The 12,924-nt window shown below is 49.8% G+C and carries 12 protein-coding genes; 1 reads left to right on the top strand and 11 read right to left on the bottom strand.

Annotation, left to right across the window (positions count from 1 at the left end; translation table 11 throughout):
- The first annotated feature begins 40 nt into the window (after nt 1-40).
- Nucleotides 41-301 (top strand): YfhL family 4Fe-4S dicluster ferredoxin, encoded by a 261-nt coding sequence (locus ACOTX5_RS04500; RefSeq protein WP_003860704.1) that lies wholly within the window; start codon nt 41-43, stop codon nt 299-301.
- Here ACOTX5_RS04500 and acpS read toward each other — a convergent pair.
- The 11 genes from acpS to ACOTX5_RS04555 form a co-directional block, all read right to left on the bottom strand.
- Nucleotides 298-678 carry a holo-ACP synthase gene (gene acpS / locus ACOTX5_RS04505; protein ID WP_015572144.1) on the bottom strand — a complete coding sequence of 127 codons (381 nt, stop codon included), beginning with the start codon at nt 676-678 and terminating at the stop codon, nt 298-300. The two genes, ACOTX5_RS04500 and acpS, sit on opposite strands and share 4 nt — an antisense overlap.
- On the bottom strand, nt 678-1,409 hold the full coding sequence (pdxJ, locus tag ACOTX5_RS04510; RefSeq protein ID WP_015572143.1) for a pyridoxine 5'-phosphate synthase: 732 nt from the start codon (nt 1,407-1,409) through the stop codon (nt 678-680). Before pdxJ ends, acpS begins: the two co-directional genes overlap by 1 nt.
- Before the next feature lie 75 nt (nt 1,410-1,484).
- Nucleotides 1,485-2,192, bottom strand: a complete 708-nt coding sequence (recO, locus tag ACOTX5_RS04515; RefSeq protein WP_015572142.1) for a DNA repair protein RecO — start codon at nt 2,190-2,192, stop codon at nt 1,485-1,487.
- A 17-nt stretch (nt 2,193-2,209) separates the two neighbouring features.
- Nucleotides 2,210-3,115 (bottom strand): GTPase Era, encoded by a 906-nt coding sequence (era, locus tag ACOTX5_RS04520; protein WP_003860709.1) that lies wholly within the window; start codon nt 3,113-3,115, stop codon nt 2,210-2,212.
- Nucleotides 3,112-3,792 (bottom strand): ribonuclease III, encoded by a 681-nt coding sequence (rnc, locus tag ACOTX5_RS04525; protein WP_003860711.1) that lies wholly within the window; start codon nt 3,790-3,792, stop codon nt 3,112-3,114. Before rnc ends, era begins: the two co-directional genes overlap by 4 nt.
- 223 nt (nt 3,793-4,015) lie before the next feature.
- The gene (gene lepB, locus ACOTX5_RS04530; RefSeq protein WP_006811565.1) at nt 4,016-4,990 is read right to left on the bottom strand and encodes a signal peptidase I; all 975 of its coding nucleotides are present in this window, start codon (nt 4,988-4,990) and stop codon (nt 4,016-4,018) included.
- A 15-nt stretch (nt 4,991-5,005) separates the two neighbouring features.
- Nucleotides 5,006-6,811: a translation elongation factor 4 gene (gene lepA / locus ACOTX5_RS04535; protein WP_003860714.1), complete on the bottom strand. Its 1,806-nt coding sequence runs from the start codon at nt 6,809-6,811 to the stop codon at nt 5,006-5,008.
- Nucleotides 6,812-7,782: 971 nt separating this feature from the next.
- Nucleotides 7,783-8,715: an RNA-guided endonuclease InsQ/TnpB family protein gene (locus ACOTX5_RS04540; protein WP_006811567.1), complete on the bottom strand. Its 933-nt coding sequence runs from the start codon at nt 8,713-8,715 to the stop codon at nt 7,783-7,785.
- A 144-nt stretch (nt 8,716-8,859) separates the two neighbouring features.
- Complete coding sequence (locus tag ACOTX5_RS04545; RefSeq protein ID WP_032659794.1) at nt 8,860-10,872, bottom strand: flagellin; 2,013 nt, start codon at nt 10,870-10,872, stop codon at nt 8,860-8,862.
- Nucleotides 10,873-11,641: 769 nt separating this feature from the next.
- A complete protein-coding gene (locus ACOTX5_RS04550) occupies nt 11,642-12,064 on the bottom strand; it encodes a hypothetical protein (RefSeq protein WP_006811569.1) in 423 nt (140 codons plus the stop codon).
- Nucleotides 12,065-12,180: 116 nt separating this feature from the next.
- The gene (locus ACOTX5_RS04555; protein ID WP_006811570.1) at nt 12,181-12,729 is read right to left on the bottom strand and encodes a recombinase family protein; all 549 of its coding nucleotides are present in this window, start codon (nt 12,727-12,729) and stop codon (nt 12,181-12,183) included.
- Between the last annotated feature and the right edge of the window lie 195 nt (nt 12,730-12,924).

Consider the following 12,924-nt stretch of genomic DNA (forward strand, 5'->3'; position numbering starts at 1 on the left):
TAATGCCCGCCCTGTTTGTGATGTTTCTGAGAATTTCCTGATGGCGCTGTTAATCACCAAAAAATGCATCAACTGCGATATGTGCGAACCCGAATGCCCGAACGAGGCGATTTCGATGGGCGACAGCATTTATGAGATTAACAGCGACCGCTGCACCGAATGCATCGGCCACTATGAGACGCCGACCTGCCAGAAGGTGTGCCCCATTCCCAATACGATCTTAAAAGATCCGGCACACGTCGAGAACGAAGAACAGCTGTGGGATAAGTTTGTCCTGATGCACCATGCGGACAAAATTTAACTCTCGATGATCACCGTCGCACAGGCGTAGTGGCGTTCATCGGCAAGCGTTACGTGCATGTGCGCCACGCCCAGCTTTTCCGCCAGCTTAAGCGCCTCGCCCCATAAACGTAGACGTGGCTTACCCAGCTCATCGTTAAACACTTCAAACTGGTTAAACGCCAGGCCGTTACGAATGCCCGTGCCGAACGCTTTCGCCGCCGCCTCTTTTACCGCGAAACGCTTTGCCAGAAAGCGCACCGGCTGTTGATGCGCCTCCCAGATAGCCCATTCGTTATCGCTCAGCACGCGTCTTGCGAGGCGATCGCCGCTCCGGGCGATCACCGCTTCAATGCGGGCTATTTCAACGATGTCGGTGCCTAAGCCCAGAATAGCCATTACTGACGCGCTTCCAGCATCAGGCGCTTCATCTCGGAAACCGCTTCTTTAAGACCGCTCATCACCGCGCGGCCAATGATGGCGTGGCCGATGTTCAGCTCGTGCATTTCCGGCAGGGCAGCGATGGCTTTTACGTTGTGATAGGTCAGGCCGTGACCGGCGTTAACCTTCAGTCCCAGGCTCGCGGCGTAGGTTGCCGCTTTGGCGATTCGCTCCAGCTCTTTCGCCTGCGCTGCATCGTTTTCGGCATCGGCATAGCAGCCGGTGTGAATTTCAATATACGGCGCACCCACGTCGGCAGCGGCTTTAATCTGGGTGAAATCGGCGTCGATAAACAGAGAAACCAGGATACCGGCATCCGCCAGGCGTTTGCAGGCATCGCGCATTTTGTCGAGCTGCCCGGCCACATCCAGACCGCCTTCGGTGGTCACTTCCTGACGCTTTTCCGGCACCAGGCAGCAAAAATGCGGTTTGGTCTCGCAGGCAATCGCCAGCATCTCTTCGGTGACCGCCATCTCCAGATTCATGCGGGTGTCCAGCGTCTGACGCAGGATGCGCACGTCCCGGTCGGTGATGTGGCGACGATCTTCACGCAGGTGAACGGTAATGCCGTCGGCGCCAGCCTGCTCAGCGATAAACGCCGCCTGAACCGGATCGGGATACGCGGTACCGCGTGCATTACGTAACGTGGCGATGTGATCGATGTTGACGCCTAACAGTAATTCAGCCATGACAATCCTCGGTATTTTTGTTCATTTACCTTCTCCCTCCCCCTCCGGGAGAGGGCTGGGGTGAGGGGTAAAACATTAGCGTTTCGGCATAAACTGCCTGAATAATTCGCGGCTCTTTAAAGGTTTGCCCCCAAGATACGGCTTGAGCGCAATTCGGGTAAAGCGTTTTGCCGCACGCAGAGTGTCGGCGTCCGGGAACTCGCGTTCATACAGTGCTCTGAGCTGGCGCCCGGTAAAGGTGCTGTTATCGACGACGACACTGGCAATAAAGCCCTTTTCCTCACGATAGCGATAGGTCATGGTGTCTTCTACCTCGTCTCCGCTTCCCGCACAGTGCAGAAAATCAACGCCGTAACCAAGGTGTCCGAGCAGCGCCAGTTCGAAACGACGCAGCACAGGCTCAGGGGTGCCGGTTGCGCCAGCAAGTGCCTGAATACAGTGCAGGTAATCAAAGAAAAGTTCAGAGAAGCGGGTCTCATGTTCAAGAACCCGTGAGATGAGTTCGTTAACATACAAACCGCTGTAGAGCGTGATACCAGAAAGAGGAAGCGCCAGGGAGACGGCTTCAGCACTGCGCAGGGTTTTGACTTCCCCTCGCCCGCCAAAGCGGACCAGCAGCGGGGTGAAAGGCTGCAAGGCACCTTTCAGATTAGAACGTCTGGAACGTGCGCCTTTGGCAACAAGGCGCACGCGACCGGACTCTTCCGTGAAGACGTCCAGCATCAGGCTGGTTTCGCTCCAGGGACGACTATGCAGGACAAAGGCGCGCTGCCATCCATCCATATGCTCGTCGTCTTAGGTTACTGATCTTCGCCGTAACCGAGGCTGCGCAGCGCACGCTCATCATCGGCCCAGCCAGATTTCACTTTCACCCACAGTTCCAGGTGAACCGGTGCTTCAAACATGTCCTGCATGTCTTTACGGGCTTCGATTCCGATAGTTTTGATCTTGGCGCCTTTATTGCCGATCACCATCTTCTTCTGCCCTTCACGCTCAACGAGGATCAGACCGTTAATATCGTAGCCGCCACGCTCGTTGCTCTGGAAACGCTCGATCTCCACCGTCACAGAGTACGGCAGTTCAGCGCCCAGGAAACGCATCAGCTTCTCACGGATGATTTCAGACGCCATAAAACGCTGAGAGCGATCGGTGATGTAGTCTTCCGGGAAGTGATGAGTCGCTTCCGGCAGATGCTTGCGCACGATACCCGCGATGGTATCAACGTTCAGACCCGTTTCCGCAGACAGCGGGACGATGTCCAGGAAGTTCATCTGGCTGCCCAGCCATTGCAGGTGCGGCAGCAGATCGGCTTTTTCCTGCACGTTGTCCACTTTATTGACTGCGAGGATCACCGGCGTTTTGCCGTCGCGCAGCTTGTTCAGGACCATTTCGTCGTCCGGCGTCCAGCGGGTGCCTTCCACAACGAAAATCACCAGCTCTACGTCGCCAATGGAGCTGCTCGCCGCCTTGTTCATCAGACGGTTGATGGCGCGCTTCTCTTCCATGTGCAGGCCCGGTGTATCGACGTAGATCGCCTGATACGCGCCTTCAGTATGGATACCGACGATGCGGTGACGCGTGGTCTGCGCCTTACGCGAGGTGATAGAAATCTTCTGCCCAAGCAGATTATTCAGCAGGGTGGATTTGCCAACGTTCGGACGTCCGACGATGGCAATAAATCCGCAATAGGTTTTGTCGATGCTCATTCCAGCTCCAGCATTTTTAACGCCTGTTCGGCGGCAGCCTGTTCAGCCTTACGACGGCTTGAACCCGTGCCGACCACCGGTTCACTCAGGCCACTGACCTGGCAATGGATGGTAAATTCCTGATCGTGGGCTTCGCCACGCACCTGCACCACCAGATAGGATGGCAGCGGCAGATGACGACCCTGCAAATATTCTTGCAGACGCGTTTTAGGATCTTTTTGTTTATCGCCCGGGCTGATTTCGTCCAGGCGGGTCTGATACCAGTTAAGGATCAGCTTTTCTACGGTCTGGATATCGCTGTCCAGGAACACGCCACCGATCAATGCCTCGACCGTATCGGCAAGGATGGATTCACGACGGAAACCACCACTTTTCAGCTCACCTGGCCCCAGACGCAGGCATTCACCCAGCTCAAATTCGCGTGCGATTTCAGCGAGGGTATTGCCGCGCACCAGCGTGGCGCGCATGCGGCTCATATCACCTTCGTCCACGCGCGGAAAACGATGATAAAGCGCATTTGCAATCACGAAACTTAAAATAGAGTCGCCTAAAAACTCGAGACGCTCATTATGTTTGCTGCTGGCACTGCGATGGGTTAATGCCTGTTGCAACAACTCCTGATGATGAAAAGTGTAGCCCAGCTTCCGTTGAAGCCGATTAATTACGATGGGGTTCATGCGATACCAATAAATGAATGCGTCAAAAATGCAGCACACGAAACCGACCTGAGAAAACCAACGCGGTTTCGTGTGCCGTGGCACCCTTGCAGGGCCAACCTTAAACTTCGGGGGAATATTCTATACACAACGACAGGGGATGTCGTTAGTTCAAAGAGATTTATCGCTGAAATAATTCACGTAGCGGCGAATAAAAGCCGCTACGTGTTATTTTTGGCGAAAATTAATGAATTCCGCCAATACGATTCAGGCGAACGCCGGTCGGCCACTCGCCTTCCTGCTTCTCAAAACTCATCCAGATAGCGGTTGCTTTACCGACCAGATTCGCTTCCGGCACAAAGCCCCAGTAACGGCTGTCCGCAGAGTTATCGCGGTTGTCACCCATCATGAAGTAGTGTCCCGGCGGCACAATCCAGGTCGCCAGCTGTTGGCCTGGCTGCTGGTAGTACATTGCCAGCTGATCCTGTGCGATGGGCACGGTCAGAATGCGGTGAGTAACATCGCCCAGCGTCTCTTTGCGTTCAACCAGACGAATGCCATTCTCTTTGGTTTCACCTTTTGGCACCTGGAAGAATCCGCTGGTCGCTTCACCGCCGTTACGGCGGGCGAAGGTCTGCACAAAATCAGCTGGCTCAACGTTGGAGTAAGTGACTGGCAGCGCATTTTCACATGCGGTGCCAGAGCTACAGCCTGGCTGAATGGTCACCTCTTTCGCCACCGGATCGTAGGTCACTTTATCGCCCGGCAGACCTACCGCGCGTTTAATATAATCCAGCCGCGGATCTTCCGGATATTTAAACACCACGATGTCGCCACGTTTCGGATGACCCGTTTCGATCAGCGTTTTCTGGTAGATCGGATCTTTGATGCCATAGGCAAACTTTTCAACCAGAATGAAATCACCGATCAGCAGCGTTGGCATCATCGATCCTGACGGGATCTGGAACGGTTCATAGATAAATGAACGCACCACCAGCACAATCGCCAGCACCGGGAATACCGATGCCCCTGTCTCCAGCCATCCCGGTTTTGGGCCGACTTTTTTCAGGGTTTTCGCGTCCAGCGCATCGCCCGTGGCTGCCTGCGCGGCAGCCTGACGTTCACGGCGTTTTGGGGCGAAGATAAACTTATCCAGGCACCACAACAGACCTGTCACCAGGGTAGCGATGACCAGGATCAGGGCAAACATGTTCGCCATGCCAACTCCTTAAGGTTATTTACCGTTACCGTCTTTACCAACATGAAGGATGGCAAGGAATGCTTCCTGCGGCAGCTCAACGTTACCGACCTGCTTCATACGCTTCTTACCTTCTTTCTGCTTCTGCAACAGCTTTTTCTTACGGCTGACGTCGCCGCCGTAGCACTTAGCCAGAACGTTTTTACGCAGCTGCTTCACGGTTGAACGGGCAATGATGTGGTTACCAATGGCCGCCTGAATCGCAATGTCAAACTGCTGACGCGGGATCAGATCTTTCATCTTCTCAACCAGCTCACGACCACGGTACGGTGCGTTATCGTTGTGGGTGATCAGCGCCAGCGCATCCACACGCTCACCGTTGATCAGCACGTCCACACGAACCATGTTCGAGGCCTGGAAGCGTTTGAAGTTGTAGTCCAGCGACGCATAGCCACGGGAGGTAGACTTCAGACGGTCGAAGAAGTCGAGCACCACTTCTGCCATCGGAATTTCATAGGTCAGCGCCACCTGGTTACCGTGGTAAACCATGTTGGTCTGCACGCCACGCTTCTCAATACACAGGGTGATCACGTTACCGAGGAACTCCTGCGGCAGCAGCATGTGACACTCTGCGATTGGCTCGCGCAGTTCCTGAATATTATTCAGCGGCGGGAGCTTGGACGGGCTGTCGACGTAGATCACCTCTTTCGATGTGGTTTCTACTTCGTAGACAACCGTCGGGGCGGTGGTGATCAGATCCAGATCGTATTCACGCTCCAGACGTTCCTGAATGATCTCCATGTGCAGCAGACCGAGGAAGCCACAGCGGAAGCCAAAGCCCAGCGCCGTTGAGCTTTCTGGCTCGTAGAACAGGGAGGCATCATTGAGGCTCAGCTTTCCGAGCGCATCGCGGAAGTTTTCGTAATCGTCAGAGCTGACCGGGAACAGACCCGCATAAACCTGCGGTTTCACCTTTTTGAAGCCTGGCAGCGCTTTATCTGCCGGGTTACGTGCACCGGTCAGGGTATCACCCACCGGCGCGCCGAGGATGTCTTTAATGGCACAGACCAGCCAGCCCACTTCGCCGCATTTCAGCTCGGTACGGTCAACCTGTTTTGGCGTGAAGATGCCCAGACGGTCAGCGTTGTAGACCTGGCCGGTGCTCATGACCTTGATTTTGTCGCCTTTACGCATGGTGCCGTTTTTAATACGCACCAGCGAGACAACGCCGAGGTAGTTATCAAACCAGGAGTCGATGATCAGCGCCTGTAGCGGCGCATCCGGGTCGCCTTCCGGCGGCGGAATATCACGCACCAGACGTTCCAGTACGTCCGGAACACCGACACCGGTTTTCGCCGAGCAGCGCACTGCATCGGTCGCATCAATACCGACGATGTCTTCAATCTCTTCCGCTACGCGCTCAGGATCGGCGGCTGGCAGGTCGATTTTATTCAGAACCGGCACCACTTCAAGATCCATTTCCATGGCGGTGTAGCAGTTTGCCAGCGTCTGGGCCTCTACGCCCTGCCCGGCATCCACCACCAGCAGCGCGCCTTCGCAGGCCGCCAGCGAGCGTGACACTTCATAAGAGAAGTCAACGTGCCCTGGGGTGTCGATAAAGTTCAGCTGATAGGTTTCACCATCGGAAGCTTTATAGTCGAGCGTCACGCTCTGCGCTTTGATGGTAATACCGCGTTCGCGTTCCAGGTCCATGGAGTCCAGAACCTGGGCTGCCATTTCACGATCAGACAGGCCACCGCAAATCTGGATAATACGGTCAGACAGCGTCGACTTACCGTGGTCAATGTGAGCAATGATGGAGAAATTTCTTATGTTTTTCATATGTATGGATTTATTTACTCGCTATGCGGATTAAATCTTCTTGATGGACACAGCGGTGGACACTCCACAGTAACTACCCCATCAACGACTGGCATGCATATTACACTGTAGCGCCCAAATCGTCAGCATACGATCTCCTGTTCATTGAGTGATAACGAGTGCCTACAGTTAAGCAATGTAAATTAAATTGTTGGGCAGTCATCATCACCCAGCGCGCGGTTGATGAAGAACGTCACTCTACCAAGCACCTCCCCCCTTCCAGAGCAGCACCTTCGATCGCTTCGCCATCATCTGTCATGAGTGACAGCCCCATCAGATTGGCAAACTGTGTGTGGCAGTCGCACAGAATCAACAACACATCACCTGGCGTCTTCTTCATTACAGGTTCGATTACCGCAAAGCCTGTATCAGTTTCGAAGCTCGCTCTGCAACTCTTACTATCGCCCCATCACCGGCCAGTCGCCGCCCGTTTTGCATACGACAGGCGGCAGTTTACTTTACTCGTTCTATTGAGAATAATGCGTGTATTACTCAGCTTTTTTTATCTTCTTTTTCTGCCTCGTAAATTGCTCTTATACTTCAATTTCCACTCATTGTTCCGTAGACAGCCAATAGAGCAGTCAAGTAATCCTATTTTGTAAACAAGCTTGGTAACCTGAGTCTGTCGCAGACCCAGTAAGTTTTAAGCCTATTTTCAAGAATCATTGAGGGGCGGTACTAGTTGAGATACCGAGTGGTTTATAAATTACGTTTTGAGTTAGCTTTTAACTTTCACAACTGAAAACTCGCAAATCCATTTCAACATACTTATATACTTCTACTTGTAAAGTATTGGACCAGACGTTGACATTCTCAATAACAATCAAGAGATTCTTGCTTCAACGGAAGTTGAATTAACCTTCCTCCACAAGCAGAAACGACATGCCCTGCCGCTTAAAATTCATCATATACTACATTATCACTGAACCCCCTTACAAGGGTTTACTCTCCCGGCGAATAACTTCACCACCCAGCCATTCTTGTTTGTATATCAACTGCCTGACAAATTCGTATCTCATACTCAGAGTGTTATCGTTCTTGTCAGATACAGAATCCATCAAGTTCACAACCTCAACAACTGCGTGATTTTTACAAATTGCCGTGGTTGCTTTATGGATATTATCGAGTCTTATCCTTGCTGCCTTTGATTTTACTCTGTCAATTTTACCTTTGGTTTTTAGCCAATTTTGGCTGTGTTTCTTTCTTCTGGTCAGTGTTTTATTAAGACGGATTAATTTTTTCTTTTCTTCCGCTTGGTAAGTGTTATCACCGCCGCCCCCAGATGACAGATGAACGCTATCCACATTATTAAGTACAATTGTAGATTTGATATCAGAGGGGTGTATTGGATCAGGGACTGTTTGCTCTGTATTAAAACTGATATACCACTTCCCCTGATTCAGGGAAATAGTTGCGTTTTTTAAATCACCAATGATTTCACGACTCTTGCGATACTTTACCCAGCCGACTTTAGGAAGAGATACCAATTTTTTTTCTTGATCTACTCTAACCCTTTGGCATGGTATACGGAAAGAATCATGCCGACCTTTCTTTTTAAACTTTGGATATTGTGATTTGCCGGTAAAAAAGTTTCTGAATGCTCTGTCTAAATCTCTTAACGATTGCTGTAAACACTGAGAAGGGGCTTCTTTCAACCAAGAAAGGCTCTCTTCATTCTTCCATTCAACCAATTCAGAAGCCAGCTGAATGTAGCCTATGAATTTTTTACCAGAACGGTAATTCTCGTTAAGAAGAGCAAGGCCTTTGTTGTAAACAAAACGACAGGAGCCAGCAAAGGCCAAAAAGTCTGATAACTGACCTTTGTTAGGTTCAAGCAAAAATTTGAATGCCTGTTTTTTAATCACAACTGGACCTGTGTAAACGGAGCGAAACTGGTTAAATGCTAAATCATCGTGCGAGCGTTGATTAAAGGATTTGACTACTTTTAACGACCTTATTCAACCAATAAAAAGCCCCACATATATGGGGCTTTGACACTTAATTTGAAATTAGCCTTGCAGCAGAGACAGAACCTGCTGAGGAACCTGGTTAGCTTTGGACAGCACGGAGTTACCAGCCTGCTGGATGATCTGCGCTTTGGACATGTTGGACACTTCGGTCGCATAGTCCGCATCCTGAATACGGGACTGCGCTTCAGACAGGTTGGTAGTGGTGTTGTTCAGGTTGGTTACTGCAGAAACCAGACGGTTTTGTACAGCACCCAGGGAAGAACGGAATTTGTCGATCTGGCTGATTGCATCGTCCAGCGCTTTCAGTGGATCGGCAGTAGAGGTGGAAGCGGTGGTAGCTTCGGTGGTCAACTTACCATCAGCAGTTTCATAAATGGTACCGCCAGTGCTGTTGGTGATAGCACCGTTCTTCTGTTCAAAGTAGGTCACATCTTTTGTCGGCTCGCTGGAAAGCGCACCGTCGTCAACATAAACATCGTCATTGGCAGCATCTTTAACAACACCTGCGGTAACGGTGTGAGTGGCTGTACCTGTACCACCCAGATCAAGGGTGAAGTTTGCACCTTTAGTCAGGTTGGCCATGCCTTCAGCACTTACATGTGCATTGGTGATATTAACAGTGTCAACTTTAGCCAGGCTGGTGAAGTCAGCGCTGCCAGTAGTGCTATAAACAGTGTTCTGACTGGTACCTGATGCGACGGTCATAGTCGCTGTTTTACCATTAGCAATTAATGCGTCTAATGTTGCAGCTGTATTCCCCGCTGCAGTAGCAGTGAAGCCACCAGTTGTTGCATCAAGATAAAGCGCACTACCGTCAGCCGCAGTGATATTACCATTATTAGCAACCATAATATCGGTTGCCGCGCCACCGTCGATGCTCACTTTGGCAGCAAATGCGCCATCCGCCAGAATCTGGGCATTTGTTGAAGTCTGACTGCCGGCACCTTCTGAACTCACAGACATCCCGGAAGCAGCACCGGACGTAAGAGTGATTTTAGTCTTAACACCAACAGGAACTGCGCCAGTCGAGTCGCTGTTTGAAATTAATCCGTCCCAAGTTGCAGCAGCATCGCCACCCGCATTGGTTTTCGTCAGGTTACCTTGCTTATCTAAATACAGCGTCGCGTTATCATCTGCCGCAGTGATTTTACCATCCTGGGAGATGTTAACTTTCTGATCTTTACCACCGATCGTAACCGTTGCCTGAGAAGAATCCCCTGTATTTGGGTTAATAATGCTTAGTGTCTTTGCTGAATCTGCGCCTGTCGCATCGAAGCTGTATGATTTGCTTGCCGCGTCATATTTGTAACCTGCGGTTGCAGCCACACCGAACGCATTTGCGCCGCCGCCAGTGATAACGGATTTATCTGAGATATTTGCTAATAAATCAGAAGCTGATGCCTTACTGTTAGCAATGGTGTTCTTATAATCAGTCACACCATTCGCATCTGTAGTGCCTTTAGTAAAACCAGCTAATTTCAGATCGTCAGCTGTTGCTTTGGTATTCGCTACTTCACCTTTACCGTTAACGTTAAATCCAGTCAGGTTTAAAGTAGAGGAATCAATTTTTTTCAGGTCAATTGTGATGGTTTCACCATCGTTCGCACCAACCTGAATTTTCATGGAACCGTCTTTTGCCAGCACGTTCACGCCGTTGAACTGGGTCTGGCCGGATACGCGGTCAATTTCGTCCAGACGGGATTTGATTTCGTCCTGGATTGAGTTCAGATCGGATTCAGAGTTAGTACCAGTAGAAGACTGAACAGTCAGCTCACGGATACGCTGTAAGTTGTTGTTGATTTCAGACAATGCGCCTTCAGTGGTCTGTGCAACGGAGATACCGTCGTTGGCGTTACGCGCAGCCTGAGTCAGACCTTTGATGTTAGAGGTGAAGCGGTTGGCAATCGCCTGGCCAGCAGCATCATCTTTTGCGCTGTTGATACGCAGACCGGAAGACAGACGCTCAATGGCAGTAGACATTGAAGACTGGTTTTTGTTGATGTTGTTCTGAGTGAGCAACGAGAGGCTGTTGGTATTGATGACTTGTGCCATGATAGTAATTCCTATTTGACTGAACTTAAATTAAGTTTACGGCTTCCACCATTTGGCTCCTGCGCCGCTATGTTCACTATCGGCAACGTACTCTGGACCTTTAGAAGAAAAAGTGAAAAACCATCCCCATCTGCTTTCAGGCATCAAACGAAAGATAGTTGTTTACTTTTAATACAATGTGATAAGTTCGTTTTAACGCCCCCTAAACCACCATGATAAAGCTAAACAATTCAATATGTTGAGCATCATAAATAAACTATCTCGTTTGACAAACTGGCTACCTCTTATAAACCTCTAATCTCTTCATTTCTCAGCACTCAACAAGCGAGCATAACCCGATGTTCCGATGGTAAGACCTATCCAAGGCGCAAATGCTTAGCTATCTCATCGGATGGCACCTTGTTTTATCTGTCTTTTTTAGTAGGTGTATGTAAGATGGTTTTACATTACAGTCATTCTCTGTCTAATACATGATCAGGAGATTTGTTCAGTGAATGTTTCTGCCCGTTTTGTTATACTATTAAATCTTGCATGCGCTGCTTTATTATTTACTCTACTCAATGCCAGGTTTGATTTATTCTGATCAGGATCTCATTTTACTTACTCGAAATCCCTCCTAAGATTCATGCATGTACATATCTTACATCCAATCGAGTAGTAAATCGAAAATCATCAGGGAGAATAATGACTTGATAAAGGACGTGATCATTGACCATCGTCCTAACTTTCCATAAACAGGTGGGTATTTAGTGTATGAACCCTCGTCCAACTAGTTCCTTCCGATTACCCTTAAAGCACTTTTCATGGTGATGTTTTTCCTTGTTACATATTTGGATGCTTGTTTTAAGGCATTATTCATTGCTATTACAGTCACAGGCCTAGCTAACCCTTTAACTCGATTTGATCTACTCTGGAAAACATAAATATCAGAAGGATTGCAATCCTTTCTGTACGCAATTAACTTAGAAAGCAATAAATTTAATCTAATTGTTCGTGGCTCAAATTTTGGAGTTCCAGCCAAGTGCAGCATGTCATCTTCGATATCGGAATATCTAATAGTAATCACCCTGCTGCCTTCAGCACGGAGAGAAAACAATGTTAGCCATAAGTCTGCCCAAGTTGATGAGATTTTAGACAATTCAAAGTGAATAGCCCTAAACTCTTCAGGTGTAATAGAATCTGTTTTTGCCATGAATACCCCCAATGCTCAACCCAACCGCTTACCAAAATTTCAACAACTTTATTACATCATTTCAATACTTTATTACGAAAATTGGATTAAATGTTCAATATTTTTTTCCTCTACCCCTACCGCGCCGGAAATTTTTTATACAAGGTGCACACCGCAACGTCGTAAATAATCGCCACCTGCTTTCTGTCCATTCCGTTTGCGATCAGCCTGCCAGCCTGCGCCCATTGCTCAGGGGTTAACTTCGGCCTTCTGCCGCCTATGCGCCCTTTCTCCCGGGCTGCCGCCAGTCCTGCCCGGGTGCGTTCCACGATTAACTCCCTCTCCATCTCGGCCAGGGCTGACATGATGTGGAATATGAAACGCCCCATTGGGCTGGAAGTGTCGATGCTGTCCGTAAGGCTTTTGAAGTGGATGCCGCGCTGCCGGAGTTCGTCGACCAGCAGTACCAGATTTCGCATGCTTCGCCCGAGGCGATCCAGCTTCCACACTACCAGCGTATCGCCCTCACTCAGCGTTCGAAGAAGCTTTTTAAGCGCTGGCCGGTTCGCTACCGTCCCGCTCATTTTTTCCTCAAAAACCTGTTCACATCCTGCGCGTTCGAGAGCTTGTCGCTGAAGATCTGTGTTTTGGTCATTTGTTGACACCCTTACGTAGCCAATTAGCATGTTTTTCACCCAATATTTTCTGCAAAAAATCAGGTGAAGTTATCGGCATGGATGCCGCAGGGCAATCTATAAAACGTCGGTTTAGGAACATCAGCCATACTTAATGCGCGGTCCAACGAGACTTACCCTGCTGATGGTGTGCTAACTGTAGGGCAGTTTGGGATAGGCGCGGATTGGTTGCCCCTGACTACTGAT

Source organism: Enterobacter cloacae complex sp. IR5441 (genome assembly GCF_049238215.1).
Lineage (GTDB): Bacteria > Pseudomonadota > Gammaproteobacteria > Enterobacterales > Enterobacteriaceae > Enterobacter > Enterobacter hormaechei_C.

Bases quoted from the DNA above. Each gene is read 5' to 3' on its own strand.
- acpS (WP_015572144.1), bottom strand. From the start codon at position 678: ATGGCTATTCTGGGCTTAGGCACCGACATCGTTGAAATAGCCCGCATT.
- ACOTX5_RS04500 (WP_003860704.1), top strand. From the start codon at position 41: ATGGCGCTGTTAATCACCAAAAAATGCATCAACTGCGATATGTGCGAA.
- rnc (WP_003860711.1), bottom strand. From the start codon at position 3,792: ATGAACCCCATCGTAATTAATCGGCTTCAACGGAAGCTGGGCTACACT.
- ACOTX5_RS04555 (WP_006811570.1), bottom strand. From the start codon at position 12,729: ATGCTAATTGGCTACGTAAGGGTGTCAACAAATGACCAAAACACAGAT.
- lepB (WP_006811565.1), bottom strand. From the start codon at position 4,990: ATGGCGAACATGTTTGCCCTGATCCTGGTCATCGCTACCCTGGTGACA.
- ACOTX5_RS04550 (WP_006811569.1), bottom strand. From the start codon at position 12,064: ATGGCAAAAACAGATTCTATTACACCTGAAGAGTTTAGGGCTATTCAC.
- pdxJ (WP_015572143.1), bottom strand. From the start codon at position 1,409: ATGGCTGAATTACTGTTAGGCGTCAACATCGATCACATCGCCACGTTA.
- era (WP_003860709.1), bottom strand. From the start codon at position 3,115: ATGAGCATCGACAAAACCTATTGCGGATTTATTGCCATCGTCGGACGT.
- ACOTX5_RS04545 (WP_032659794.1), bottom strand. From the start codon at position 10,872: ATGGCACAAGTCATCAATACCAACAGCCTCTCGTTGCTCACTCAGAAC.
- recO (WP_015572142.1), bottom strand. From the start codon at position 2,192: ATGGATGGATGGCAGCGCGCCTTTGTCCTGCATAGTCGTCCCTGGAGC.
- lepA (WP_003860714.1), bottom strand. From the start codon at position 6,811: ATGAAAAACATAAGAAATTTCTCCATCATTGCTCACATTGACCACGGT.